Source organism: Winogradskyella thalassocola (genome assembly GCF_900099995.1).
Taxonomy (GTDB): Bacteria; Bacteroidota; Bacteroidia; order Flavobacteriales; family Flavobacteriaceae; genus Winogradskyella; species Winogradskyella thalassocola.
In genome coordinates, this window is the sequence record NZ_FNCZ01000001.1 from 606,140 (window position 1) to 629,493 (window position 23,354).

The 23,354-nt window shown below is 32.0% G+C and carries 22 protein-coding genes and 1 tRNA gene; 8 read left to right on the forward strand and 15 right to left on the reverse strand.

Annotation, left to right across the window (positions count from 1 at the left end; translation table 11 throughout):
• Nucleotides 1–66 precede the first annotated feature (66 nt).
• The 3 genes from BLT80_RS02575 (at nucleotide 67) to BLT80_RS02585 (ending at nucleotide 1,026) form a co-directional block, all read left to right on the forward strand.
• Complete coding sequence (locus tag BLT80_RS02575; RefSeq protein WP_092466020.1) at nucleotides 67–267, forward strand: zinc ribbon domain-containing protein; 201 nt, start codon at nucleotides 67–69, stop codon at nucleotides 265–267.
• Nucleotides 268–498: 231 nt separating this feature from the next.
• Nucleotides 499–861 carry a dihydroneopterin aldolase gene (gene folB, locus BLT80_RS02580; protein WP_092466021.1) on the forward strand — a complete coding sequence of 121 codons (363 nt, stop codon included), beginning with the start codon at nucleotides 499–501 and terminating at the stop codon, nucleotides 859–861.
• Between the two features lie 94 nt (nucleotides 862–955).
• A tRNA-Cys gene (locus BLT80_RS02585) sits at nucleotides 956–1,026 on the forward strand.
• 256 nt (nucleotides 1,027–1,282) lie between these two features.
• On the opposite strand, the gene BLT80_RS19985 is transcribed toward BLT80_RS02585, so the two are convergent.
• From BLT80_RS19985 to BLT80_RS02625, 8 genes are all read right to left on the reverse strand, one after another.
• A complete protein-coding gene (locus BLT80_RS19985; protein ID WP_175455536.1) occupies nucleotides 1,283–1,438 on the reverse strand; it encodes a GldL-related protein in 156 nt (51 codons plus the stop codon).
• Between the two features lie 138 nt (nucleotides 1,439–1,576).
• On the reverse strand, nucleotides 1,577–1,816 hold the full coding sequence (locus BLT80_RS02595) for a GldL-related protein (protein WP_092466023.1): 240 nt from the start codon (nucleotides 1,814–1,816) through the stop codon (nucleotides 1,577–1,579).
• A gap of 12 nt (nucleotides 1,817–1,828) precedes the next feature.
• On the reverse strand, nucleotides 1,829–2,512 hold the full coding sequence (locus tag BLT80_RS02600; RefSeq protein ID WP_092466024.1) for a LysE family translocator: 684 nt from the start codon (nucleotides 2,510–2,512) through the stop codon (nucleotides 1,829–1,831).
• A 43-nt stretch (nucleotides 2,513–2,555) separates the two neighbouring features.
• The gene (locus BLT80_RS02605) at nucleotides 2,556–3,227 is read right to left on the reverse strand and encodes a head GIN domain-containing protein (protein WP_092466025.1); all 672 of its coding nucleotides are present in this window, start codon (nucleotides 3,225–3,227) and stop codon (nucleotides 2,556–2,558) included.
• A gap of 9 nt (nucleotides 3,228–3,236) precedes the next feature.
• A complete protein-coding gene (locus BLT80_RS02610) occupies nucleotides 3,237–3,473 on the reverse strand; it encodes a hypothetical protein (protein WP_092466026.1) in 237 nt (78 codons plus the stop codon).
• The gene (locus BLT80_RS02615) at nucleotides 3,473–3,772 is read right to left on the reverse strand and encodes a YbjQ family protein (RefSeq protein ID WP_092466027.1); all 300 of its coding nucleotides are present in this window, start codon (nucleotides 3,770–3,772) and stop codon (nucleotides 3,473–3,475) included. The genes BLT80_RS02610 and BLT80_RS02615 overlap by 1 nt, the downstream gene beginning before the upstream one ends.
• Before the next feature lie 53 nt (nucleotides 3,773–3,825).
• Nucleotides 3,826–6,069: a ribonuclease R family protein gene (locus BLT80_RS02620; protein WP_092466028.1), complete on the reverse strand. Its 2,244-nt coding sequence runs from the start codon at nucleotides 6,067–6,069 to the stop codon at nucleotides 3,826–3,828.
• 234 nt (nucleotides 6,070–6,303) lie between these two features.
• Nucleotides 6,304–8,784, reverse strand: a complete 2,481-nt coding sequence (locus BLT80_RS02625) for a T9SS type A sorting domain-containing protein (RefSeq protein ID WP_175455537.1) — start codon at nucleotides 8,782–8,784, stop codon at nucleotides 6,304–6,306.
• Nucleotides 8,785–9,432: 648 nt separating this feature from the next.
• On the opposite strand from BLT80_RS02625, the gene rpiB reads away from it, so the two are divergent.
• From rpiB to BLT80_RS02640, 3 genes are read left to right on the forward strand one after another with little or no spacing between them, the layout of a single operon-like run.
• The gene (gene rpiB / locus BLT80_RS02630) at nucleotides 9,433–9,867 is read left to right on the forward strand and encodes a ribose 5-phosphate isomerase B (RefSeq protein ID WP_092466030.1); all 435 of its coding nucleotides are present in this window, start codon (nucleotides 9,433–9,435) and stop codon (nucleotides 9,865–9,867) included.
• A 23-nt stretch (nucleotides 9,868–9,890) separates the two neighbouring features.
• The gene (locus tag BLT80_RS02635) at nucleotides 9,891–10,802 is read left to right on the forward strand and encodes a cation diffusion facilitator family transporter (RefSeq protein ID WP_092466031.1); all 912 of its coding nucleotides are present in this window, start codon (nucleotides 9,891–9,893) and stop codon (nucleotides 10,800–10,802) included.
• Nucleotides 10,802–11,245, forward strand: coding sequence for a GNAT family N-acetyltransferase (locus BLT80_RS02640; protein WP_092466032.1), 444 nt, complete (start codon nucleotides 10,802–10,804; stop codon nucleotides 11,243–11,245). The genes BLT80_RS02635 and BLT80_RS02640 overlap by 1 nt, the downstream gene beginning before the upstream one ends.
• Here BLT80_RS02640 and BLT80_RS02645 read toward each other — a convergent pair whose 3' ends face one another.
• From BLT80_RS02645 to BLT80_RS02670, 6 genes are all read right to left on the reverse strand, one after another.
• A complete protein-coding gene (locus BLT80_RS02645; protein ID WP_092466033.1) occupies nucleotides 11,246–12,079 on the reverse strand; it encodes an OmpA family protein in 834 nt (277 codons plus the stop codon).
• A 65-nt stretch (nucleotides 12,080–12,144) separates the two neighbouring features.
• A complete protein-coding gene (locus BLT80_RS02650; protein ID WP_092466034.1) occupies nucleotides 12,145–13,779 on the reverse strand; it encodes a S41 family peptidase in 1,635 nt (544 codons plus the stop codon).
• An 86-nt stretch (nucleotides 13,780–13,865) separates the two neighbouring features.
• Nucleotides 13,866–14,276: a ribonuclease P protein component gene (gene rnpA / locus BLT80_RS02655; protein ID WP_092466035.1), complete on the reverse strand. Its 411-nt coding sequence runs from the start codon at nucleotides 14,274–14,276 to the stop codon at nucleotides 13,866–13,868.
• Nucleotides 14,277–14,357: 81 nt separating this feature from the next.
• On the reverse strand, nucleotides 14,358–16,157 hold the full coding sequence (locus tag BLT80_RS02660; protein ID WP_092466036.1) for a M1 family metallopeptidase: 1,800 nt from the start codon (nucleotides 16,155–16,157) through the stop codon (nucleotides 14,358–14,360).
• Nucleotides 16,158–16,259: 102 nt separating this feature from the next.
• A complete protein-coding gene (locus tag BLT80_RS02665) occupies nucleotides 16,260–17,861 on the reverse strand; it encodes a S8 family serine peptidase (protein WP_092466037.1) in 1,602 nt (533 codons plus the stop codon).
• 28 nt (nucleotides 17,862–17,889) lie between these two features.
• Nucleotides 17,890–18,750, reverse strand: a complete 861-nt coding sequence (locus BLT80_RS02670; protein WP_092466038.1) for an MBL fold metallo-hydrolase — start codon at nucleotides 18,748–18,750, stop codon at nucleotides 17,890–17,892.
• A 196-nt stretch (nucleotides 18,751–18,946) separates the two neighbouring features.
• On the opposite strand from BLT80_RS02670, the gene BLT80_RS02675 reads away from it, so the two are divergent.
• Both BLT80_RS02675 and BLT80_RS02680 read left to right on the forward strand, forming a co-directional pair.
• Nucleotides 18,947–19,267 carry a DUF202 domain-containing protein gene (locus BLT80_RS02675; RefSeq protein WP_092466864.1) on the forward strand — a complete coding sequence of 107 codons (321 nt, stop codon included), beginning with the start codon at nucleotides 18,947–18,949 and terminating at the stop codon, nucleotides 19,265–19,267.
• Nucleotides 19,268–19,351: 84 nt separating this feature from the next.
• A complete protein-coding gene (locus tag BLT80_RS02680; protein ID WP_092466039.1) occupies nucleotides 19,352–21,202 on the forward strand; it encodes a cation:proton antiporter in 1,851 nt (616 codons plus the stop codon).
• Between the two features lie 114 nt (nucleotides 21,203–21,316).
• Here the strand turns inward: BLT80_RS02680 and lepA are convergent, their stop codons facing one another.
• Nucleotides 21,317–23,113 carry a translation elongation factor 4 gene (gene lepA, locus BLT80_RS02685; RefSeq protein ID WP_092466040.1) on the reverse strand — a complete coding sequence of 599 codons (1,797 nt, stop codon included), beginning with the start codon at nucleotides 23,111–23,113 and terminating at the stop codon, nucleotides 21,317–21,319.
• Between the last annotated feature and the right edge of the window lie 241 nt (nucleotides 23,114–23,354).

Genomic DNA, 23,354 nt, shown 5'->3' on the forward strand with positions numbered 1-23,354 from the left:
TAAACAAATTGTAACATTTATTTACTTTTTTAGTCTGATAGTATAAATCAATAACCGAATACTGAAATGAATTATAAATGTCCAAAATGCAATAATAACACTTGTACTGTCGATCAGATGCGAGCCACTGGTGGTACGTTTTCTAAAATCTTTGATATTCAGAATAAAAAATTTACATCAGTGACTTGTAAAAAGTGTACATATACTGAATTCTATAAAGCTAAAACTAGTGCTATTAGTAACATCTTTGATTTGTTTACGAGTTAGAAAAGCGCAAAGACTCCTTCACTTTAAGAACCAAGAAAAAAAGACTTATTAGTGGTAACTGATGCTAATTCAGTTTTTATTTGAGTTTTATCTTTTACATAATTATTGTAAATGTCACTTTAACTTCGCTCAGTAACCAAAAACGAATACACTCAGTGAGCCATATTAATTAACTGAATTAAAATTCTATTAGAAATTCACTTTAAGATAACTTAATATTATTTTTGCTTTATGGGAATAATAAAAGTTGAAAATATAAGAGTCTTTGCTAATCACGGCTGTTTAAAAGAAGAAACAGCTATTGGTAGTGATTACCGTGTAGATATTGAAGTTAAGGCGAATTTACAAACCTCAGCAGCGTCTGATGAATTGAGTGATACTGTAGATTATGTATTACTGAATAAAATTGTTAGAGAAGAAATGGCAAAACCTTCTAAGCTTTTAGAAACAGTTGCTAAACGTATTTTGAATCGTGTTTTTAATGAAGAAGCATTAATTACTAAAGCTACAGTTGCGGTTAGTAAAATTAATCCGCCAATTGGTGGTGATGTTGAGATGGTTACCATAAAAATGACCCAAAAGCGAAAAAAGTAGTGCTATTTAGGGTATAACGTATATAATTTTTATATTTGCGCTCTCGTTAAATTAAGTTTAAATTTATGAGATTCCTTTTTTCAAAGGAATAAAGGGTGTCGTGGCCGAGTGGCTAGGCAGTGGTCTGCAACACCATCTACAGCGGTTCGAATCCGCTCGACACCTCAAAAAGCTTCTAAGTTCTCTTAGAGGCTTTTTTTTATTTTTAAATTTTAATAAAATTTAGATTAATAGATACGCCGTTCGAATCCTAACGTTTTAATGACCTCAAAAAACCTTCTATTTACATTGAGGCTTTTTTATTTTCAAATTTTAAGAAAATTTAGATTAATTGATACGCGATTCGAATCCTATCCCTTTAGTGATCTCGAGAGAACTTCAAGCTATGTTGAGTTTTTTTCGCATGAATCTTAACTCATTATTATTCTATAACTCCTCTTCTATCTACTATAAAGTAATCAAAAATCAATAAAAGACTTAATAACAGCACACCAATTGTAAATAATAAAGCGCCATAAGGCCAATGTTGAATTTTAAAAAGTATTCCGAATACTAATGTAAAAATTGTTAATCCCATCAAAATATAGTAGACTGCTTTTAGAAATCTATTCTTCCTATATGATCTATTTTTAAAATACGAAATACCTTCTACATAAAACCAATAAATAAAGAGTATAAGCAGCAGTATTTCATAGATATATGGCACATAAAAAAGCTAGAATGCATTTGCTAAATAATTGAAAACCCATATTAAAATCATAGCCAATTTAGCATAATCTAAAATGGTTTTCTCTTTTTTGTAAACGAAGCGAATAGTATATAATATTCCGATTGAAATTCCACCAAGCAACATTAAATTATGTGCAAAAGGCCAATGCATAATCTTGAATAACGCTCCAAAAATTAAGACAATAATGGCTATTCGTAACGGAAAAGTTAAGATTTTAGAATTCATTTGTTGACGTTATTAATCAAGAGGATTAACATTTTCAATCTGTTCTATCCCTTTTTCATAAAGATCCGGGAATAAACCTTGACTTAATAGTATAACACCAAAAACTAAAATCACTAAGGCTACAATTTTTTTAGTTTTAAAAATACGTCGTGGAGTGAGTTTACTTTTAAGTCGTTTTGCAGCTGCTATTTTAACCAAATCTGTTAAAAAATAAGCTATTAACATGGTTACAATAAAGATAGTTACGCCGTTTTGAGACGTTGTAATGGAAGTTCCAATAACTATAAACCCTAACCAACCTAATAGTACACCTATATTAATAAAATTGAGTAGAAATCCTTTTACAAAAAGTTTACCATAATCCTTTTTAGGCAATTCAATTCTATGATGTTCCCTTACAATAGATCGGAACGATTTAGAGGTTTTTATAAAACTGATTAATCCGTAAATAACTAGTAAAGTACCTCCAAAAACTAATAGTTTTGGATCGTCTTTTATTTTATCTAAAAGCGTATCTGTGCTTTTAAAAATAACTAAGATGAAAACGATATCAGCGAAAATTACACCTAAATCAAATATAATGGCACTAGTAATGCCTTTGGTTACACTAGTTTCTAATAATACAAAAAAAACTGGTCCAATAGTAAAGGCTAATATTATTCCAAAGGGAATGGCTGTTAAGATATCGTCTAACATGTAAAACTTGCGGTTTACACAAATGTAAGAAACTCAACGGAACTTACATACGTTTTATTTTACCACCAAGAATTGTACGTTCTTCAACTTCTTTTGGTTTGCCATAAATATAGACATTTCCACCTGCTTTAATTCTAGCATTGGCAGTTTCTGTAGCATGGACATAAGCTTCACCAGCTGCGTTAATACTAACGTCTGTCTTTTCGGTAATAAAATTTTCACCGTTAAAAACGCCACCAGTATAAATTGAAATATCTTGATTTTTAGAACTTCCGGTTGTATTAATAATACCTCCAGTAACGGCTCTAAAATTAGCATAAGTCGTTTCTAAATCGGCTGTAATCTCTGCTCCTTCTTGTACTCTTAAATCTATTTCGTATTGCTTTATCGTTTCCTTTACAGTCACTTTTGCACCTTCATTGGCATCTATTTCATCTACAGCAATAAAATAAAGTAATACCACGGTATCGTCACCATCGTAACTTTCTCTAAGATTCATGCGTATTTTAAGCTTCCCATTGTTATTAACAACTTCAACATCATTTCTGTTTTTACCCGAAATAATGACTTTATTTTCATCAGAAGCCATCATTTTGAGATGAATTAAATCAAACACCTTTACCGTTGAAAATTCACCAACTTGTTTTTCAATACCATCTTGAGCATTGATAAATAAAGAGCAAACTAACGCTAATACTAAACCTATTTTTTTCATAAAACATCCTTATTTTAAGGTAAATACTTTTTTCATAAATAACCATTTTAACTGAATTTCGTCTCCAGATTGCTTTTTTACAACCCGTCTTTGAGGAGTTAAAATAATGGTGAATACAGCAGATAATACTGCTAATACCATTTGATTAATATCTACAAAAATAGCTTGAATACTAAATCTGATAATCACATAAATAACGGCAAATATTAAAAAAACGTATATACCAGCTTTTGTACTTGTCTTCATTAAACGGCAACTTTTACTGCAGTTCCTGTTACAGAAACCATTGCATAATTAGAGGTTGTTAACTCAATTTCTACTTTAATACCCACAACGGCATTTGCGTTAAGCTTAGCTGCGTTATCTTGTAACGTTTGAAACGCTTCTTCTTTTACAGTCTCAATACTAACTTGTAATTTGTTGTAATATTTAGACATACTAAATCCCATGGCAATAGCTTGCTTGTTTATGGCAACACCTGTTACAATACCTAAATAATCTATGATATTATGGTTTTCTATAGAATTGGTCGTGGTAAGAATCATCTATTAAAAATTTATTTATAAGGTTTTTTTAGGTCGAAATGTTACAGAACTATTTACGCTTCTGGTTTACCTATCATGTAAAAATCTAAATGTTTTTTAACTAAATCTGCATTCTTAACTTTTACAATAACCTCATCACCTAGCTGATACATGGTTCCGGTTTTTTGCCCAATCATAGCATATTGGTCTTGGTCAAACTGATAGTGATCATCTTTCATATCTCTAACACTCACCATACCTTCACATTTATTAGAAATAATTTCTATGTAAATTCCCCAATCTGTAACTCCAGAAATAACTCCTAAGAATTCTTCGTCTTGATGATCTTGCATAAAACGAATCTGCATGTATTTAATAGAATCTCGCTCAGCTTTGGTAGCTAAGTATTCCATATTACTAGAATGCTTACATTTCTCTTCGTAAATCTCTTGATTAGCCGATTTTTCACCATCTAAATACTGTTGTAATAATCGATGTGCCATCACATCTGGATAACGACGAATTGGCGATGTAAAATGACTATAGTAATCAAATGCTAAACCGTAGTGACCGATATTGTGTGTAGTATATTCGGCTTTAGACATGGTACGAATCGTTAACGTATCTACTAAATTTTGTTCCTTTTTTCCAACTACATCTTTTAATAAATTATTTAAAGACGATGCAATACTGCCTTTATCTTTAAAATTTAATTTATGTCCAAAACGACCAACCACAGTTTGTAGCTGTGCTAATTTAGATTCGTCTGGTTCATCGTGTACACGGTATACAAAAGTTTTCTCAGGTTTCTGTTTTCCAACATATTCTGATACTTTTCTGTTGGCTAATAACATGAATTCTTCAATCATTTTATTAGCATCCTTACTGGTCTTAAAGTGAATACCTATTGGATTTGCTTCTTCATCTAAGTTAAATTTAACTTCAACTTTATCAAAAGAAATGGCTCCATCTCGCATACGTGCTGTACGCATTTTTCGAGCCAATTGGTTCATTTTTATGGTAGCCTGAGCAACCTCTACAGACGTTTGATATACTTCACCAGTCAATGAAACTTCAGCCGGAATTGTAGTATCTATTTTATCAGGGTTCTTTAAAACTTCAACCTCGTTAATTGTGGCATTATTTTCAATAATTGCTTGTGCTTCTTCATAAGCAAAACGCGCATCAGAATACGTTACCGTTCTACCGAACCATTCATTTTTAATTTCACATTTATCATTCATATGAAACACCGCAGAAAAGGTATATTTCTCTTCGTGTGGACGTAATGAACAGGCTCCATTAGATAATATTTCTGGTAACATTGGCACTACACGATCTACTAAATAAATAGACGTCGCACGTTCGTAAGCTTCATCATCTAAAATTGTTCCTGGTTGTAAGTAATGCGAAACATCTGCAATATGAATTCCGATCTCATATAAGCCATTATCTAAAACTTTAAAGGATAAGGCATCATCAAAATCTTTAGCGTCCTTAGGATCTATGGTAAAGGTTAAATCTTTACGCATATCTCTACGTTTTGCAATTTCTTCAGCTGTAATTGAGGTATCAATTTTATTAGCGAAGGCTTCAACATCTTCTGGAAATTCTAATGGTAAGCCATATTCTGCCATGATGGAATTAATCTCCGTACCATGTTCACCTGGTTTTCCTAAAACTTCAATCACTTTTCCGTTAGGTGAATCTGCTTTTTCTGGCCAATCTTCTAAAGAGACCAGTACTTTATCACCATCTTCTGCCTTATTTATTTTATTAATAGGCACAAAAATATCGGTGTACATTTTGTTGCTATCTGCTACAACAAAAGCAAATCCTTTTTTATCATGAATTTGAATGGTACCAACATATTCCGTTTTTGCACGTTTTATAATATTGGTGATTTCTCCTTCTTGCTTGCCTCTATGTTTTCGTTTGTAAGCGTAGAATTCTACTTCATCTCCATGTAAAGCTTTGTTTATATTGTTTGAAGCGATGAAAATATCGTCCTCAAAATCATCTGAAATAATATATCCGTTGCCTTTAGCACCAAGATCTAAAATACCAGTATGATATTCGTTATTAACAACTGCTTTAAATTTACCACGATCTACTTCTTCAATCTCTTCTTTTGCTTTGAGTTGTTGAAGTTTTTTTATAATCTGATTGCGACTACTAGCATCATTAACGCCTAGTTTAGCTGCAATTTGTTTATAGTTGAATGTTGCGTTTCTGTCTTTTTTTAAAATACTAAGAATTGTATTTGTAAGGTTGGAAATCTTATTATTTGAAGGTTTCCTGTGTTTCTTTTTTGTCATTTATAATTGTAATCTATTATTGTATTTGTTATTCTATGTAAGCTTACAAATCCTTTAGATTCTGCAATAAGTCTAAGAATAACAACTTATTTAAAACTTAACTTTAGCGAAGAGAGGTTATTAAGTTTGGTACAAAGTTACGTTTTAATTTTTTAATGGTGTTTAGCTAATGTTAAATTAATAAAAAAGCACTGTAAAATTTACAGCGCTTTAATTTAAAATATGTTTAAAAAACTACTCTACAATTAACTTTTTAGCCGATTTTCCTTTATTTGTTTCTACTTCTACTAGGTATAGACCAGAGGCTAGATTTGAGGTATTTATAATTGATTTATTTGAAGCTAATACTTGTTGACCTAGGTTATTATAAATGGTTACTCGTTTTAAATCTATTTCTTGCCTTAATTTTATATTAACCACATTTTGTGCTGGATTAGGATGGATATTGAAATAATCTATCTTAATATCATTAATGTGTAACCCGTTAGAGGAATTAATCCTAATTATTCTATTTTTCCTTGTACCATTATAACTTGTAAAACTACCAGCAGCAACAACCTGTTCGTCATCTTGAATTCTTAATGCAATAACACTATTATTTGCACCAGTACCAATATTAAAATTAGTATCTAAACTACCATCTGTATTTAAACGCGCTATTCTATTTATTGAGGTACCATTATAACTAGTAAAATCACCACCAATAATTATTTTTCCATCATTTTGAATACCTATTTCTCTCACACCAAATACGCCAGAACCAGCATTAAAACTTGTATCTAAACTGCCATCTGTATATAAGCGTGCAAGATCATTTGTAGAAACACCATTATAACCTGTAAAAAAACCACTAATAATAACTTTTCCATCTTCTTGAATACTTAATTCTCTGATAGCATTATTTGGACCAGGACCAACACTAAAACTCCCAACATTAAAACTCGTATCTAAACTACCATCTGTATTTAACCGAGCAAGGTCATTTGTTGAAGTGCCATTAAAATCAGAAAAATACCCACCAATAATAATTTTACCATCATCTTGCATTCCAATAGAAAAAATTCTACCACTTGCACCAGTACCAATATCAAAACTAGTATCTAAACTGCCATCCGCATTTAAACGCGCTATACCGTTCATAGAAACACCATTAAAACCATCGAAAAATCCAGTAATTATTATTTTTCCATCTTCTTGTATTACAATATCATCAATACTATTTGTAGCACCAGTACCAACATTAAAACTCGTATCTAAACTACCATCTGCATTTAAACGCGTAAGATAATCTGTATAAAAATAATTGCTATTTAAAAAATACCCACTAATAATAACTTTTCCATCTTCTTGAATTGCAATATTATTAATATTACCTAATGTAACTGTATCAACATTGAAGCTGGGGTCTAAACTGCCATCTGTATTTAAACGTGCTATATTATTTGAAGTCATATTATTATAATTAGTAAATGCTCCACTAATAATAACTTTTCCATCTTCTTCTATAGCTATATCACTAATAAAACTATTTGCACCATAACCAACATTAAAACTCACATCTAAATTACCATCTGTATTTAAACGCGTAAGGTATCTTGAGAAAGAACTAGCTACTACATAACCTCCAAAAATAACTTTCCCATCATTTTGAATAGCAATGCTAGCCTCACCACTGATTACCTCATTACTAGCGTTAAAACTCGAATCTAAACTGCCATCTGTATTTAAACGGATAAAATTATTTACAGAAACACCATTATAGTTAGTGAAATAACCATTAATAAAAATATTACCATCATCTTGCATTATAATACTATTAACACTAGCATTTACACCACTACCAATATTAAAAATCGTGTCTAAACTGCCATCTGTATTTAAACGCGCTATTCTATTTACAGAAATACCATTATAATTCGTAAAATAACCTCCAATAATAACTTTACCATTATCTTGAAAAACAATTTCACTAATACCATCATTTAATCCAGTACCAATATTAAAACTAGTATCTAAACTACCATCTGCATTTATGCGAACAAAGTAATTTGAAGAAATATCGTTGTAACTAGTAAAAAAACCGCCAATAATAACTTTGCCATCAGCTTGTATTGCAATACTCCTAACACTATTATTTACACCAGTACCAACATTAAAAGTAGTGTCTAAACTACCATCTGTATTTAAGCGAGCTATTCTATTTATTGAAATACCATTATAGCTTGTAAAGCTACCACCAATAATTATTTTACCATCAGCTTGAATAGTAATTTCTTCAATTTCACTATTTGCACCAGTACCAACATTAAAAGTCGTATCTAAACTTCCATCTGTATTTAAGCGAGCTATTCTATTTACTAAAATACCATTAATACTAGAAAACCATCCTCCAATAATAACTTTGCCATCAGCTTGAATGGCTACTACATGAATACCACCATTATTTACACCAGTACCAACATTAAAAGTCGTATCTAAACTACCATCTGTGTTTAAGCGAGCTATTCCATTTATTAGAATACCATTATAACTAGTAAAATCACCGCTAATAATTATTTTACCATCATTTTGAAGCGTAGTTGCACGTATATAGTCATTAGGACCATCACCTTTACCAATATCAAATGGATTAAATGTAAGATCTAAACTACCATCTTGAGCTATTGCACTTATTGAAAAGCTTAAACATAAAATAAAAAGTAATAACTGTTTCATAATTCTAAAATTTAGTTTTTCTAAAATTAGAATTCGTTTATATATCATACAATACCTAGTATTAGGTATATTTTTATCTAAAAAAACACTTATCAACATATATATACATATAATCAGTTTTCTTTTAAAATTTAAAAAAATAAATGGTGGTTATTATAGTATGTTAATAGTGGCTATAACTTTTTGAAGTTTTATTTTGATTAATCGTAGTTTACATTTTACCACATTTTAGTTAACACTAAGTTTACATCTAAACGCTTCATTTTTAAGCTAAATTAAAAAGCTATTAACAACTGTTAATAACGAATGTTAATAGAATTGACTAACATGTATTTTGTAAAATACTGTTCATTTCAAAACTTTTTAGTTTGATAACTTATTTTAAAAAAATGGTTAACTAATTAGGATATGACATTTTAATTTTGGTTTGGAAAAATAACTGAGTAATCCTAATTTTTGTTTTCAATAGTTGTGAACAGATATTAACAATTACTGGTCATTTTATATAGAGTTATGAACAGTGTTAATACACCTAATCTAAAAACGCATTTTCAAACTTAAAACTAATGGATAAGTAAGACCTTATAAGTTATGCTTAGTTGTAAGCAATTATTAACTTTGATGTCTAATAAGTAAAGACAATTTATTATGACTATTTCAATAGGAAACGATCACGCAGGACCAGATTATAAATTTGCCATTGTAAAGCATTTAGAAGCAAAGGGACATACTATAACTAATTATGGAACAGACAGTCTAGATAGTGTAGATTATCCAGATTTTGTTCATCCGGTTGCTAAAGATGTGGAGGCTAAAAAAGTAGATTTTGGTATTCTTATTTGTGGAAGCGCAAATGGAGTAGCTATGACGGCTAATAAATATCAGCACGTTAGAGCAGGTGTATGTTGGACTAATGAAATCACAGAATTAACACGTTTACATAATAATGCTAATATTATATGTATCCCAGCACGTTTTACATCTATACCACAAGCCATAAAAATGGTAGATACGTTCTTAGAAACTAAATTTGAAGGTGGTCGCCATCAGAACCGTGTAGATAAGATTCCGGCGTCATGTTAATATCAATTCTAAATTGATAATAAATGAGTCACAATCACAACCATTCTCACAGTCCTAAGGATTTAAAGGGACAAAAGCTATTAATTTCAATACTCTTAAATATTGTTATTACAGTAGCTCAGGTTATTGGTGGTTTAGTTTCTGGAAGTTTATCATTATTAAGTGATGCCTTACATAATTTTAGTGATGTTGTTTCTTTAATTGTGAGTTATGTTGCCGCTAAATTATCTAAACAAAAAGCGTCTATCAATAGGACTTTTGGCTATAAACGTGCCGAAATTTTAGCAGCATTCATCAATGCTAGTACACTAGTTATAGTAGCAATTATTTTAATTTTTGAAGCCGTAAAACGTTTTAGAAATCCTCAAGAAATAGAATCTAGCTTAGTGATTTGGTTAGCTATTTTAGCTATTATAGGAAATGGTCTAAGTGTTTTGTTATTAAGAAAAGAGTCTAAAAATAACATCAATATGCGGTCTGCATATCTGCATTTATTAACAGATATGTTAGCAAGTGTTGCTGTATTAATTGGTGGGTTATTAATGAAATACTATCAATTATTTTGGGTCGATAGCTTATTAACCTTATTAATTGCCTTGTATTTAATTTGGGTGGGTTATGATTTATTAAAAACATCAACACGCATGTTAATGCTGTTTACTCCAGATACCATTAATATTAAAGATGTTGTAAGAACTGTAAATAAACTACCTAAAGTAAGTAAGTTGCATCACGTACACATCTGGAATTTAAGTGACGATGAGTTGCATTTAGAAGCCCATTTAGACCTAAAAGAAGACATTTCTACGACTGCCTTTAATGATTTACTTTTAGACATTGAAACGGTCTTACATGATGAATTCAACATCAACCACGTTACCATTCAACCAGAGTTTAACAAAGAAGATCCTAAAGAGGTCATAGTACAAGACTAATGCTAGATATCATAACAAAAAATTTCAACGAATTAACAACGCAAGAACTTTATAATGTACTTCAATTACGAAGCGAAGTGTTTGTTGTTGAACAAGATTGCGTGTACCAAGATATCGATGGAAAAGATCAAAAAGCACTTCATATTTTAGGTTATGACAATAATGTCTTAGTGGCTTACACACGTATTTTTAAACCAGGCTATTATTTTGAAGAATCTAGTATAGGTAGGGTTGTAGTGCAGCAAAAAGCACGAAAATTTAAATATGGTTACGCTATTATGAAGGCTTCTATAGATGCTATTAAAACGCATTATAAGGAAACAACTATTAGAATTTCTGCACAGATGTACTTGAAAAAATTCTATAATAATTTACAATTTCAAGAAGTAGGAGAGGAGTACTTAGAAGATGGTATTCCACATATTAACATGATTAAGTCCTAATTATTTTTCGTAAATACGTGTCACCAAAATTTCGACACGTCTATCTAATTGTGGTTCACCGCCTAATGGTGCTTTTCTACGCATACCAACAAATTTCATTCGGTAGTGTTTAACACCTTTATCTACTAAATAATCGTAGATATATTTTGCGCGTGCCACAGATAGATTACGTTTTTTAGTCTTACGATCAATAGCATCTCTTTCGCCTTGCGTACAACACACATGACCTTCAATTGTAAAATACACATTGGTACGTTCTACTAAGATTTCTGCAATTCTATCGAGTACACCTTTAGATTCTTTAGTTAAATAGCTATAACCTGTTCTAAATAATAAGTTGTCGAGCAAAATTTTGTCTCCTTCTTTTAAATCACCTTTTAATAAATCTTCAGTTTTGTCTACTACTGGCTTTTCTTCTTTAGGTTTTGGAGGATAGACAGGAGTTACAATGATTTCAACCTTACGGTTTAAACCCCGTATTTTATTAAGATCATTTTCTTTAATAATATTGACTAAAATTTTACCTTTTCCATCAACATTAGTCATTTTAGACTCATCAAATTCGTTGTTAGAAAAGACTTCTTTTATAGCATCTGCACGATTTTGAGATAAAACAAGATTATAATTATCACTACCGCGATCATCTGTAAAGCCGTAAATTGATACTTTCTCTATATCGATATCTTCAATTTTAGATAAAAAAAGTAATAACCGACTATGTTCTGTTTCGGGAATATCGTGTTGATCAGTTTCAAAATACACCTCGTGCTTCAATTCTTTTTGAGCAAAAGAGACTTGAAAAGTTAGGCATAAAAGGATAAATAGGGGTTTCATGTTTGTATTATTATTTTCTTACTTATAGAAAATATTTATGACGTTAAATATAAATAATTTTAGCGCTATCTCAAAATACTTGCATACTGCGAAGGATTATTAAGAACATTTAAGGCTTTTTTAATTTCTTCATTATTGGCAGTGTAATAGGTATACAAGCCTTCACTGTAAAAATAACGTTTAATAATTTCGTCTGTAAGTAATGATTTTAATTGTGTTTTATTGTCGTCAATCGCATTTGTTTTGTAATCCTTTAAAGCTTCTGTTAATACATTGTATTCCGAATTAATTTCAGTATCAAGCGACTCTTCTTTAGCAATAGTAAGGGCATTATGCAAAGCGATTTCCGTTTTAGTTTCAAAATTAAAACCACTAGATTTTATATAATTTTTAAACGCTTTAAAGTCCGAATCCGAAAGTGTAAAGTTTTTTAAATCATCTATTTGATGATCATAATAGTAATCTGTTGAAAAGTTGAATACTAAATTTTCATTAGATATTGCTTTGGTAATTGTTGAAAGCTTGGAAAATTCGACTTCTATATCTGGTTCTACGCCACCTCCATCAAATACATCGCGTCCATTTCTGGTTTTAAAAGCATTATAATTTTCTTGTTGTGTTCTTGTGGCTTTACCGTTTTCATCACGATTCCAATAATCTAAGGCCTGAATACAACGACCAGATGGGGTGTAATACCTAGAAATTGTAATCTTCATTTGTGTACCGTAAGTCAATGGTTTTGGTCTTTGTACTAAACCTTTTCCAAAGCTACGTGTGCCAACCACTACAGCACGATCCATATCTTGTAATGCACCAGAAACAATCTCGCTTGCCGAAGCACTTTTACCATCAATTAAAACGACTAATGGAATTTCAGTATCTACAGCTTCACGTTGTGTATAATACGTTTTGTTATATTTTTTGACTTTAGATTTAGTGGTTACCACTAACTGATCTTTAGGCACAAAAATATTCGTCACATTCACCGCTTCATGCAATAAACCACCAGGATTTCCTCTTAAATCTAAAATTAATTGGGTTGCTCCTTGATTTTTTAAAGCTTTAATTGCGCTAATAGTTTCAGAAGAGGCTTTATCATTAAACTTTCTCAGCACCACATAACCAGTCTTTTCATCGACCATGGAGTAGTGCGGAACTGCTTTAATTTCTAGCGATTCTCTAATGATTTTTACAGTATTGATATTACCTTGTCTTTTATAAGTTACAGAAACTTCTGTACCTGCCGCTCCTTGTAATAAGTTGGCAGCGTCGTCTTTAAAATCGGCAACGGTAACTTTATCTACTTTAATAATTTCATCTCCAGCTTTAAGGCCAGCTTTATCTGCTGCATAATTTTGGTAAGGCTCAACAATAACCAATTTATCTTTTAAGGTTAATACCTTAGCTCCAATACCTGTATAATCCCCCGCATTGTTAATTCTAGAAGCTTCTACATCTTGTTCGTTATAAAATTGAGTGTAAGGATCTAAATCGTCTAACATGCTCTTAATAGCAGTATCTATTAAATCTCCAGGATTGGTATCATCTACATAATTCATGTTGATTTCTTTAAAAAGCGTGGTAAATATTTCTATTTGTTTCGCTATTTCAAAAAAGTCGTTCTTAAAAGCTGTGGTGCCAAAAAAGATAAGCACAGCCAAAACAGGAACTAGTATTTTTTTACGTAAAAGTGTTTTCATGTGTCGATTTCTATTGTTTTTTATAGGTCACATGCTGTTTGCTATTCATCATTCTCTTGAAAGATAAAATTTTAAACAAGCTCGTTTCATTTGTCAGAAGTGTCAGAATCTGATTGTTTTACCAAAGGTTCATTTTGAGCTAAAAATTTTTTAAACAACAATTTGATGCTATGATCTAGTTTATCAAAAGTTGTTCCATCTTTACTAAGATACAAAATCATAAACGCATAAGATGCAGAACTATTGTTAAAGTATAACGGTTTATTAAGTCTATAAGCTTCGCGAAGCAAACGTTTAATTTGATTTCTAGAAACGGCTTTTTTATGCAATCGTTTACTTACAGAAACACCTGTTTTTAGTTGTGAGCCATCTTCAAACTCCGTTTTAAGATACACCAACCTAAGAGGGTAAGCGGTTACAGCTTTGCCGTCGGTAAAAAGTTGCTCTATGAGCTTTTTACTTTTGAGTTTATCTTTTTTTGAATAATTGAAGTTCACTTTTAGTTAATCAGGTTTAACAAAAATAGAAAACCGAATCAACATGATGCGGTTTTGATTCATTTATATTACAAGTGTGTATTATTTTGTAAACACATTGTTAGTTCTATCAACATCTGCCATCATCTGAGAATTATCAATCTCTACTGATTTTACAGCTTTTTTAGCATCGAATGAATAGGTTGGTATTGCCCAAGCCCAATCCTTAATAATAGTTGCTGAGGTTGGTTTTTCTCCACGCATCATTTGTAGCGGAATATAAAAATCTTCTGTAGTACCATCCGTATAAGTCACAGAAATATCTAAAGGCATTGGCATTAAACCAATACGTTCTAATGTGATGGATTTACCTTCAACTAAAGCAATACCGTAATCAATAGTATTTGTAGTTTGTGCAAAATCTATAAAATACCAATCGAGTTCAAAATCGGTGATACGTTCTGCAGTTCTAATAACATCGAATGGTTTTGGGTGTTTAAATTTAAAATCTTGAAAGTATTTTTTGATCGTTTTATCTAAGTTATCCTCTCCAATGACATAACCCAATTGCGCTAAAAACACAGCACCTTTACTGTAAGCTGCAGCACCATAAACTCTATTGGTAGCATAACGATCAGAATGTGTGGTTAAGGGTTGCTCTACACCAGAATTTGCTAAAGCTAAATAGCCTCTATAAGATCCAGAAAGCGGATTCGATTTTTTATTTTCACTGAGAGAGTTCATCGCTAAGTTAGAAATATAACTTGTAAAGCCTTCATCCATCCATTCGTGTTTAGACTCGTTAGAAGCCAATAAAAATTGAAACCAAGTATGTGCTAACTCGTGTGCTGTAACACCTAACAAGCTACCGTATTTACGTTCTCCTGTAATTAGAGTACTCATGGCATATTCCATACCGCCATCACCACCTTGTATTACTGAATACTGATCGTATGGGTAATCTCCAATATGTTCATTAAAGAAATCCATTAACAAGGCCGTATCTGCTTGTAATTTCTTCCAATTGGCTAAATAGTCTTGCTCTAAAGTGCTTTTATAATAGAAATGAAGTGTTGGGCCATTTGGCATTTGAAAGGTATCGTGAATATAATCGGGATCTGCAGCCCAAGTAAAGTCATGCACTTTAGGAGCTTTAAAATGATGGGTTTTCTTTCCAGATTTTACAGTTGGTTCACCTTGAAGATATCCTGTTCCACCAACAATATAGTCTTTATCGATAGTTAATTTAACATCAAAATCTCCCCAAACACCATGAAATTCTCTTCCTATGTATGGATCTGCGTGCCAACCTTCATCATCATATTCGGCTAATTTTGGATACCATTGTGACATAGATAAGGCCACACCTTCAGAATTATTTCTACCAGAACGGCGAATTTGAACTGGAACTTGAGCATCAAAATCCATATTAAAAGTTACTTTTTCACCAGGTTGAATTGGCTTATATAATTGTACTTCTAAAACGGTACCAACAGTTTCATAAGAAACAGAAGTTCCGTTTTGTTGTAATGAATTAACTTTTATATAACCAATTTCATTTGGAAGCAGTTTGCTAATACGATCACCAACACGACGATCCGGATCATTAATCGTACGCGAGCGTACATCCATTTCACTACCTGGTTGAAAGGCATTAAAAAATAAATGATAGTATACACGATTTATAACATCTGGCGAGTTATTGGTGTAAATCAATTTCTGCTTGCCTTTATACTGATAGTTATTGACATTCATATCAATTTCCATAGCATAATCTACATGTTGTTGCCAATAGCCAAATGTTGAATCATTTACTGAATTAGAGCTTTGGAGCGTTTTTTCAGCAGAAGCACAAGAGACAAAAATTAAAAGTGAAAAAAGACTAAGAATGGAATGTTTCATAACATTTGTTTTTTAGAAATATAAAGATCTTTTAAATAATTGGGCTATTTAGTTATACTGACTAAATAACCCAATCATTTTAATGTAACCCGAAAAGGATTATTATAATTTTGAAGCCATAATTAAAGCGTTGTAAGCATTAACGATTCTACCAGATGTAGATAAATCTGAAAATGACTTAACGTTGGATGCATCACCACCGACAACAACTTTAGATGTTATTGGTAACCCTGATTCTAAAATGACTTGCTTAACTTGTGCAGCAGTTAATTTAGGGTAGTAAGAACGCACTAAAGCAACGACACCAGCAACGGCAGGTGATGCCATAGATGTACCACTTATGCTTTCATAATCATTCTCTGGAAATGTAGAATAGATATCAGATCCTGGTGCAAAAACATCCACATTCTTTTTTCCATAATTAGAAAATCCAGAGACAATTTTAGAACCATATTTTGAGGTTAATGAACCCACTCGGATATAAGTATTTGAAATTTCAACAAAATCAACATTATCATCTGGGAAATTAGCGCCTTTATCCACATTTTTACTGTCGTTACCTGCAGCATGTACAAAAACTACGTCATTATCTGAAGCATATTTAATAGCATCTCTTACCCATTCTGGATGTGGGGAAAATGATTTACCAAAACTTCCGTTTATTACTTTCGCTCCATTATCTACAGCATAACGAATAGCTAATGCAACATCTTTATCGTACTCATCTCCATTAGGAACAGTTCTAACTGACATAATCTCTACATAATTAGCAACACCATTGGCTCCTTTTCCATTGTTCCGTTCTGCAGCGATAATACCAGCAACGTGCGTTCCGTGAGATTCTGATTTTTTAACAGGCTTAATGTTTCCATTTCCATAGCCCATATCCGATAAATCATTGATATCATCTTTCGTAGTACGACCAGAAAAATCAACATTAAAATGATAGTTTAAACGTTCATTAAAACCTTCTAATGGCTCACTAATTTCTACAATTGCGTCTTTAAAAGTACCTCCATTAGCGTTTATATTTTGTGCAATTTGAATGGCTTGCCCTAAAGCTTCATCTTCTGTTTTAATAGTATTAACATCTTCTATGGTATAGTCGCTTTTACCTAAGTGTGCTGCTAATTTTTCATCAGCATTTTTTAATACATTTAAAATTTGTTCATATCTGGTTTTAGCACCAATATAGGTTTCATATTCCTCTTTTTGTAAAGCCACAGCTTCGTCATATCGCGGATTAGAAGTATCTCCACTTGCTATTAAACGAACATATTCTAACTGCTCATCATAGCCATCTCCTAAGAAATTCCAACCATGTACATCATCAATGTAGCCGTTATTATCGTCATCTATCCCATTGTTTGGTATTTCTCCTTTGTTGGTCCAAATTACTCCATCTAGGTCTTCGTGGTCTATATCAATACCAGAATCAATAACAGCAACGATAACTTTAGTTCCTTTTTTGTTTTTAATAATTTCAGTGTAAGCTTTATCAACACTCATTCCAGGAATGGTATCATTTACAAGGTCTAAATGTCCCCAATTTTTAGCTTCAGCATCCGTTAATTCTGTGACTTTTAAAGGTGAAGAATCTATGTTTTCTATTGGTGTAGAAAGAATTTTTCCGGTACTACCACATCCAAAAAAGAGTGTTCCTGCAAATCCTAAATAGGCTATAATTCTGTAATTAAATTTCATGTGTTGTATTTATTGTTGTTTTATAATTTTAGTTAAATAGTTCGTTTGTTGTGAATGTTTCGTTAAGTCGGACCCCCTTCTCAGTGTGTTTAACGGTTATAATTTCGTTATGTGCGTCGTGTTCTAAAAATAAATAGAAGTTGTTGTCTGCAGCCATATTCAAAAACAACTCTTTTTCATCGAGAGTTAATAAAGGTCTCGTATCATAACCCATTACAAAAGGTAATGGTAAATGACCAACGGTTGGCAATAAATCTGCCATAAAACAAATGGTTTTTCCTTTGTAATTAATCATCGGAATCATTTGTTTATCGGTATGACCATTGGCAAAGAAAATGTCAAAACCTAAATCAGAATTCTTTAAAATAGGATTGTCAGGCACTGAAGTGAATTTTAATTGCCCACTATCTTGCATTGGCAAAATGTTTTCTTTTAAAAACGAAGCGACTTCACGTCTGTTAGGTTCTGTTGCCCATTTCCAATGATCGGCGTTACTCCAAAAGTGTGCATTTTTAAAGGCAGGTTCATAACCTGTTCGGTCTTTATTCCATTGAATACTTCCTCCACAATGATCAAAATGAAGATGCGTCATAAACACATCCGTAATATCATCGCGATGAAATCCGTGAGCGGCTAATGATTTATCGATACTATCATCTCCATAAAGAAAATAGTAACCGTAGAATTTATCGCTTTGTTTGTTGCCCATTCCTGTATCTATTAAGGTAAGACGATTGCCATCTTCAATTAATAAACAACGCGCTGCAATATCTATCATATTGCTATTATCCGCAGGATTGGTACGTTGCCATAAAGATTTTGGTACAACACCAAACATTGCTCCTCCATCGAGCTTAAAATTTCCGGATTGAATAGGATATAATTGCATGTGCAAATTTTTTTATAAAGTCATGCAAATTACTAAAAGCTTTAAAACTAATTGTTGTTAGTCTTAATAAATTAGAGGATATTTAACAATTAAGAGTTGTATAATCTTATATCTATTCTAAAAAATAATTACTTTTAGATATATAAAATGAATTACAATGAAACGCATATCAAAATCACCACTAAAAATTAAGAAAATTAAACTCTTACGATTTGGTCGCGATTTTAAACCAGACCAACAAGTTATTCTTAGAGATTATTTAGCAATAGAACGCACACGCTTGGCTAACGAACGCACACTTTTATCCTATATTCGATCTTCTTTATACTTATTATTAGGGGCAATTGCTTTATACCAACTTAAAGAATTTGCCAATTTTAAATACTTAGCACTTACAGCAATTGTCTTTAGTGTGGTCTTTTTTATCATTGGGGTTTATAGATTTACTTTATTAAAGAAAAGTTTAAAACGTGTATATTATAAATCTGAAGAGAAAGAAGAGAATAATAAAGAATAACTTTAACTAAGAATCCTTTTTATAACTTCAAAGGAAGCTTTCTATAAAAATAGAATTTAGTATTTTCACGCAAAAAGTAGATAGATGTTAGAACTAGCCGGAATTATAATTCTTGGAATATTAGCGCAATGGGTGGCTTGGAAATTTAAAATTCCAGCTATTTTACCCTTAATATTAATAGGATTATTGGTTGGTCCGATTGCAGCGGAATTCTTAAGTGAAGATAAAACCAAGTGGATAGAACCCATTTGGAATGGTACAAAAGGGTTATTTCCAGGCGATAGCTTATATTACTTTGTTTCATTAGCCATAAGTATTATTTTATTTGAAGGAGGTCTCACCTTAAAACGTGCCGAAATAAAGAATGTTGGCCCTGTAATTACCAAACTAATTACCGTCGGTTCTGCCATTACGTTCTTTGGTGCCGGTATTGTAGCACGTTATACGTTTAACTTAAGTTGGGATTTATCGTTTCTTTTTGCAGGACTTATCATTGTTACAGGTCCCACTGTAATTACACCTATTTTACGAAATATTCCACTTAAAAAAGATGTCTCAACCGTTTTAAAATGGGAAGGTATTCTTATTGATCCTATTGGGGCTTTAGTTGCCGTTTTGGTGTTTGAATTTATTAGTGTTGGAGGAGATAGCGGTTTTACCAAAACAGCCTTAATGGAATTTGGTAAAATTGTATTATTTGGTACCACATTTGGTTTTACGTTTGCACACGCTTTAGCTTTTGCGATTAATAAAAAGTTGATTCCACATTATTTATTAAATGTCGTATCGCTATCAACGGTGTTATTAGTGTTCGTTGAATCTGAATTATTTGCACACGAATCGGGCTTACTAGCGGTTGTGGTTATGGGAATGGTTTTAGGAAACAGTAAACTAGATAACCTTAAAGAATTACTCTATTTTAAAGAATCATTGAGTGTCTTATTAATTTCAATTTTATTCATTCTTTTAGCGGCAAATATTGATATTGAAGATTTACTTCTTCTTTACACATGGGATACAGCGATCCTTTTTGCTATTGTTGTTTTTGTCATTAGACCATTGGCTGTATTTGTAAGTACTCAGGGTTCCAAACTAAATCTTAACGAAAAGCTTTTTATAAGTTGGGTTGGGCCCCGTGGTATAGTGGCGGCTGGTATTGCCTCTCTTTTTGGAAGTAAACTAATGCGACAAGGTGTAGAGGGAGCAGAATACATTACTCCTTTGGTGTTTATGATTGTTTTGGGAACGGTTTTATTAAACGCCACCACAGCACGGTTATTTGCAAGACTAGTCGGTGTATTTTTAACAAAATCTAATGGGATTTTAATTGTTGGAGCTTCTAAATTACCACGATTATTAGGGCATTACTTGGTAAATAATGGAAGACACGTGGTGTTAATAGACAGCAATCAAAATAATATAGATAAGGCCAACGAATTAGGTTTAGATGCTTTAAACAGTAACATCTATTCTGATACGCTTTCTGATAATATAGAATTAAATGATGTTGGTTATATTATGGCAATGACAGGAAACTCAGATATTAATGCCTATGTTATTGAAAAATTCAGCAAAGAATTTGGTGAAAATGGTTCGTATAGATTGGTGACTTCAGATGAAATGAACTTTCCAGAAAAAAGCCCAGTAGAAGGTTTATTCTCTCCAACAGATGACTATATTAATTTAATGGAGGTAACGCGCAAATATCCCGCAATACAAGAAATAGACATTGACGATGCTGCACATTATGAAAGTCTGATAGAAATGGCGAGTAAAGATAAGTATACGATTCCGCTGTTTATAAAAGATGATGAAGGTGAACTTCATATTATTTCGGTGCATCAGACGAAAACGGAAGCCATAGGACAAGGTTTTAAATTGGTATATTTAGGTAAACCTTTTGATGTTGAAAAAGTGGCTAATGAAGATAACTAATTTTTAAAAAAGACACTAGTTTCTATTGTATATAAAGCAGTATTTATAAAACTAAAAAGATTCCTATTTACGTAGGAATCTTTTTCGTTTTATAATATAATTTTAAAAGGAAGCTTAATCATTCAGCTTTAAAACAGCCATAAATGCTTCTTGAGGTATTTCTACGTTACCTACTTGTCTCATACGTTTCTTACCTTTTTTCTGCTTTTCTAACAACTTACGTTTACGAGAAATATCTCCACCATAACATTTAGCGGTAACATCTTTACGAAGTGCTTTTACTGTTTCTCTAGAAATAATTTTAGCACCAATAGCCGCTTGAATAGGAATATCAAATTGTTGTCTTGGAATTAATTCCTTCAACTTTTCGCACATTTTTTTACCAATGTTCTGCGCATTGTCTGCATGAATTAAAGCCGATAGTGCATCTACAGGTTGTGCATTTAATAACACATCTAAACGTACTAATTTAGAGACTCTCATTCCTATTGGATGGTAATCAAAAGAGGCATAACCTTTAGAAACCGTTTTTAAACGATCATAAAAATCGAAAACAATTTCTGCTAAAGGCATTTCAAAAATTAACTCTACACGTTCTGTTGTTAAATAGGTTTGATTAACAATCATACCTCGTTTTTCTATACATAAACTCATAACGTTACCTACGAAATCAGATTTTGTAATAATGGTAGCTTTTATAAAAGGTTCTTCCACACGATTTACAGTTGTTGGTTCTGGTAAATCACTTGGGTTATTAACGACAAAAGGGACATCTGGATTTTTGTTTGTAAAAGCATTGTATGATACGTTTGGAACCGTAGTAATAACCGTCATATCAAACTCACGCTCTAAACGTTCTTGTATGATTTCCATATGTAACATACCTAAAAATCCACAACGGAAACCAAAACCTAAAGCAGCAGAACTTTCTGGCATAAACACTAAAGACGCGTCGTTTAGTTGCAACTTTTCCATAGAATTACGAAGTTCTTCGTAATCCTCAGTATCTACAGGATAAATACCTGCAAAAACCATTGGTTTTACATCCTCAAAACCTTCAACAATATTGGTTGTAGGCTTAGCAAAATCTGTAATAGTATCACCAACTTTTACTTCTTTGGCTGTTTTAATTCCTGTAATTAAATACCCAACATCACCAGCTTTTACGCTTTGTTTTGCAACTTGAGTTAATTTTAAAGTTCCAACTTCATCAGCAAAATACTCTTTTCCTGTTGCTACGAATTTTATTTTTTGTCCTTTTTTAATTTCGCCATCAAAGACTCTAAAATAAGTTTCAATACCTCTAAACGTATTATAAACAGAATCAAAAATTAATGCCTGTAAAGGTGCATTTATATCTCCTTTTGGAGCCGGAATGCGTTCGATAATGGCTTTTAAAATATTCTCGACACCAAAACCTGTTTTTCCACTAGCATGAATGACTTCTTCAGGATCACAACCTAAAAGATCAACAATATCGTCCGTAACTTCTTCTGGGTTTGCACTTGGTAAATCCACTTTATTCAATACCGGAATAATCTCTAAATCATTTTCTAATGCCAAGTATAGATTAGAAATCGTTTGCGCCTGAATACTCTGAGCCGCATCTACAATTAATAAAGCTCCTTCACAAGCAGCAATAGATCGTGATACTTCATAAGAAAAATCTACGTGACCAGGAGTATCGATAAGGTTAAGTACATATTTTTCGCCTTCATACATATAATCCATTTGAATAGCGTGGGACTTAATAGTAATACCACGCTCACGTTCCAAGTCCATACTATCTAAAAGTTGGGCTTGTTGTTCTCGTGCTGTAACAGAACCTGTGGCATCTAATAAACGATCTGCTAAGGTACTTTTACCATGGTCAATATGTGCAATAATGCAAAAATTACGAATGTTTTTCATGTCTCTTTTCTAAGGCAATAAGTAATTGGCAAAAGTACATGAATTTTTTCATTTGAATTTTTTAAGTTTTCAAATTAAATAAATTTTATGGGCTAACGAAGTGGTTACTGAAGTGAAGCTAAATTTTATACTTTTTAAGTTTATAAAATTAAGATTTTACTGAAGAAATATAATCGATTTCTTGTGCATTAACGTATCAAATTCAACAGTTAAAAGAGTGCTAATTACGGTAAAACCACAG

Excerpts from the sequence above, each read along its gene's own strand:
- BLT80_RS02575 (WP_092466020.1), top strand. The coding sequence starts at position 67 with ATGAATTATAAATGTCCAAAATGCAATAATAACACTTGTACTGTCGAT.
- folB (WP_092466021.1), top strand. The coding sequence starts at position 499 with ATGGGAATAATAAAAGTTGAAAATATAAGAGTCTTTGCTAATCACGGC.
- BLT80_RS19985 (WP_175455536.1), bottom strand. The coding sequence starts at position 1,438 with ATGGGATTAACAATTTTTACATTAGTATTCGGAATACTTTTTAAAATT.
- BLT80_RS02595 (WP_092466023.1), bottom strand. The coding sequence starts at position 1,816 with ATGAATTCTAAAATCTTAACTTTTCCGTTACGAATAGCCATTATTGTC.
- BLT80_RS02600 (WP_092466024.1), bottom strand. The coding sequence starts at position 2,512 with ATGTTAGACGATATCTTAACAGCCATTCCCTTTGGAATAATATTAGCC.
- BLT80_RS02605 (WP_092466025.1), bottom strand. The coding sequence starts at position 3,227 with ATGAAAAAAATAGGTTTAGTATTAGCGTTAGTTTGCTCTTTATTTATC.
- BLT80_RS02610 (WP_092466026.1), bottom strand. The coding sequence starts at position 3,473 with ATGAAGACAAGTACAAAAGCTGGTATATACGTTTTTTTAATATTTGCC.
- BLT80_RS02615 (WP_092466027.1), bottom strand. The coding sequence starts at position 3,772 with ATGATTCTTACCACGACCAATTCTATAGAAAACCATAATATCATAGAT.
- BLT80_RS02620 (WP_092466028.1), bottom strand. The coding sequence starts at position 6,069 with ATGACAAAAAAGAAACACAGGAAACCTTCAAATAATAAGATTTCCAAC.
- BLT80_RS02625 (WP_175455537.1), bottom strand. The coding sequence starts at position 8,784 with ATGAAACAGTTATTACTTTTTATTTTATGTTTAAGCTTTTCAATAAGT.
- rpiB (WP_092466030.1), top strand. The coding sequence starts at position 9,433 with ATGACTATTTCAATAGGAAACGATCACGCAGGACCAGATTATAAATTT.
- BLT80_RS02635 (WP_092466031.1), top strand. The coding sequence starts at position 9,891 with ATGAGTCACAATCACAACCATTCTCACAGTCCTAAGGATTTAAAGGGA.
- BLT80_RS02640 (WP_092466032.1), top strand. The coding sequence starts at position 10,802 with ATGCTAGATATCATAACAAAAAATTTCAACGAATTAACAACGCAAGAA.
- BLT80_RS02645 (WP_092466033.1), bottom strand. The coding sequence starts at position 12,079 with ATGAAACCCCTATTTATCCTTTTATGCCTAACTTTTCAAGTCTCTTTT.
- BLT80_RS02650 (WP_092466034.1), bottom strand. The coding sequence starts at position 13,779 with ATGAAAACACTTTTACGTAAAAAAATACTAGTTCCTGTTTTGGCTGTG.
- BLT80_RS02660 (WP_092466036.1), bottom strand. The coding sequence starts at position 16,157 with ATGAAACATTCCATTCTTAGTCTTTTTTCACTTTTAATTTTTGTCTCT.
- BLT80_RS02665 (WP_092466037.1), bottom strand. The coding sequence starts at position 17,861 with ATGAAATTTAATTACAGAATTATAGCCTATTTAGGATTTGCAGGAACA.
- BLT80_RS02670 (WP_092466038.1), bottom strand. The coding sequence starts at position 18,750 with ATGCAATTATATCCTATTCAATCCGGAAATTTTAAGCTCGATGGAGGA.
- BLT80_RS02680 (WP_092466039.1), top strand. The coding sequence starts at position 19,352 with ATGTTAGAACTAGCCGGAATTATAATTCTTGGAATATTAGCGCAATGG.
- lepA (WP_092466040.1), bottom strand. The coding sequence starts at position 23,113 with ATGAAAAACATTCGTAATTTTTGCATTATTGCACATATTGACCATGGT.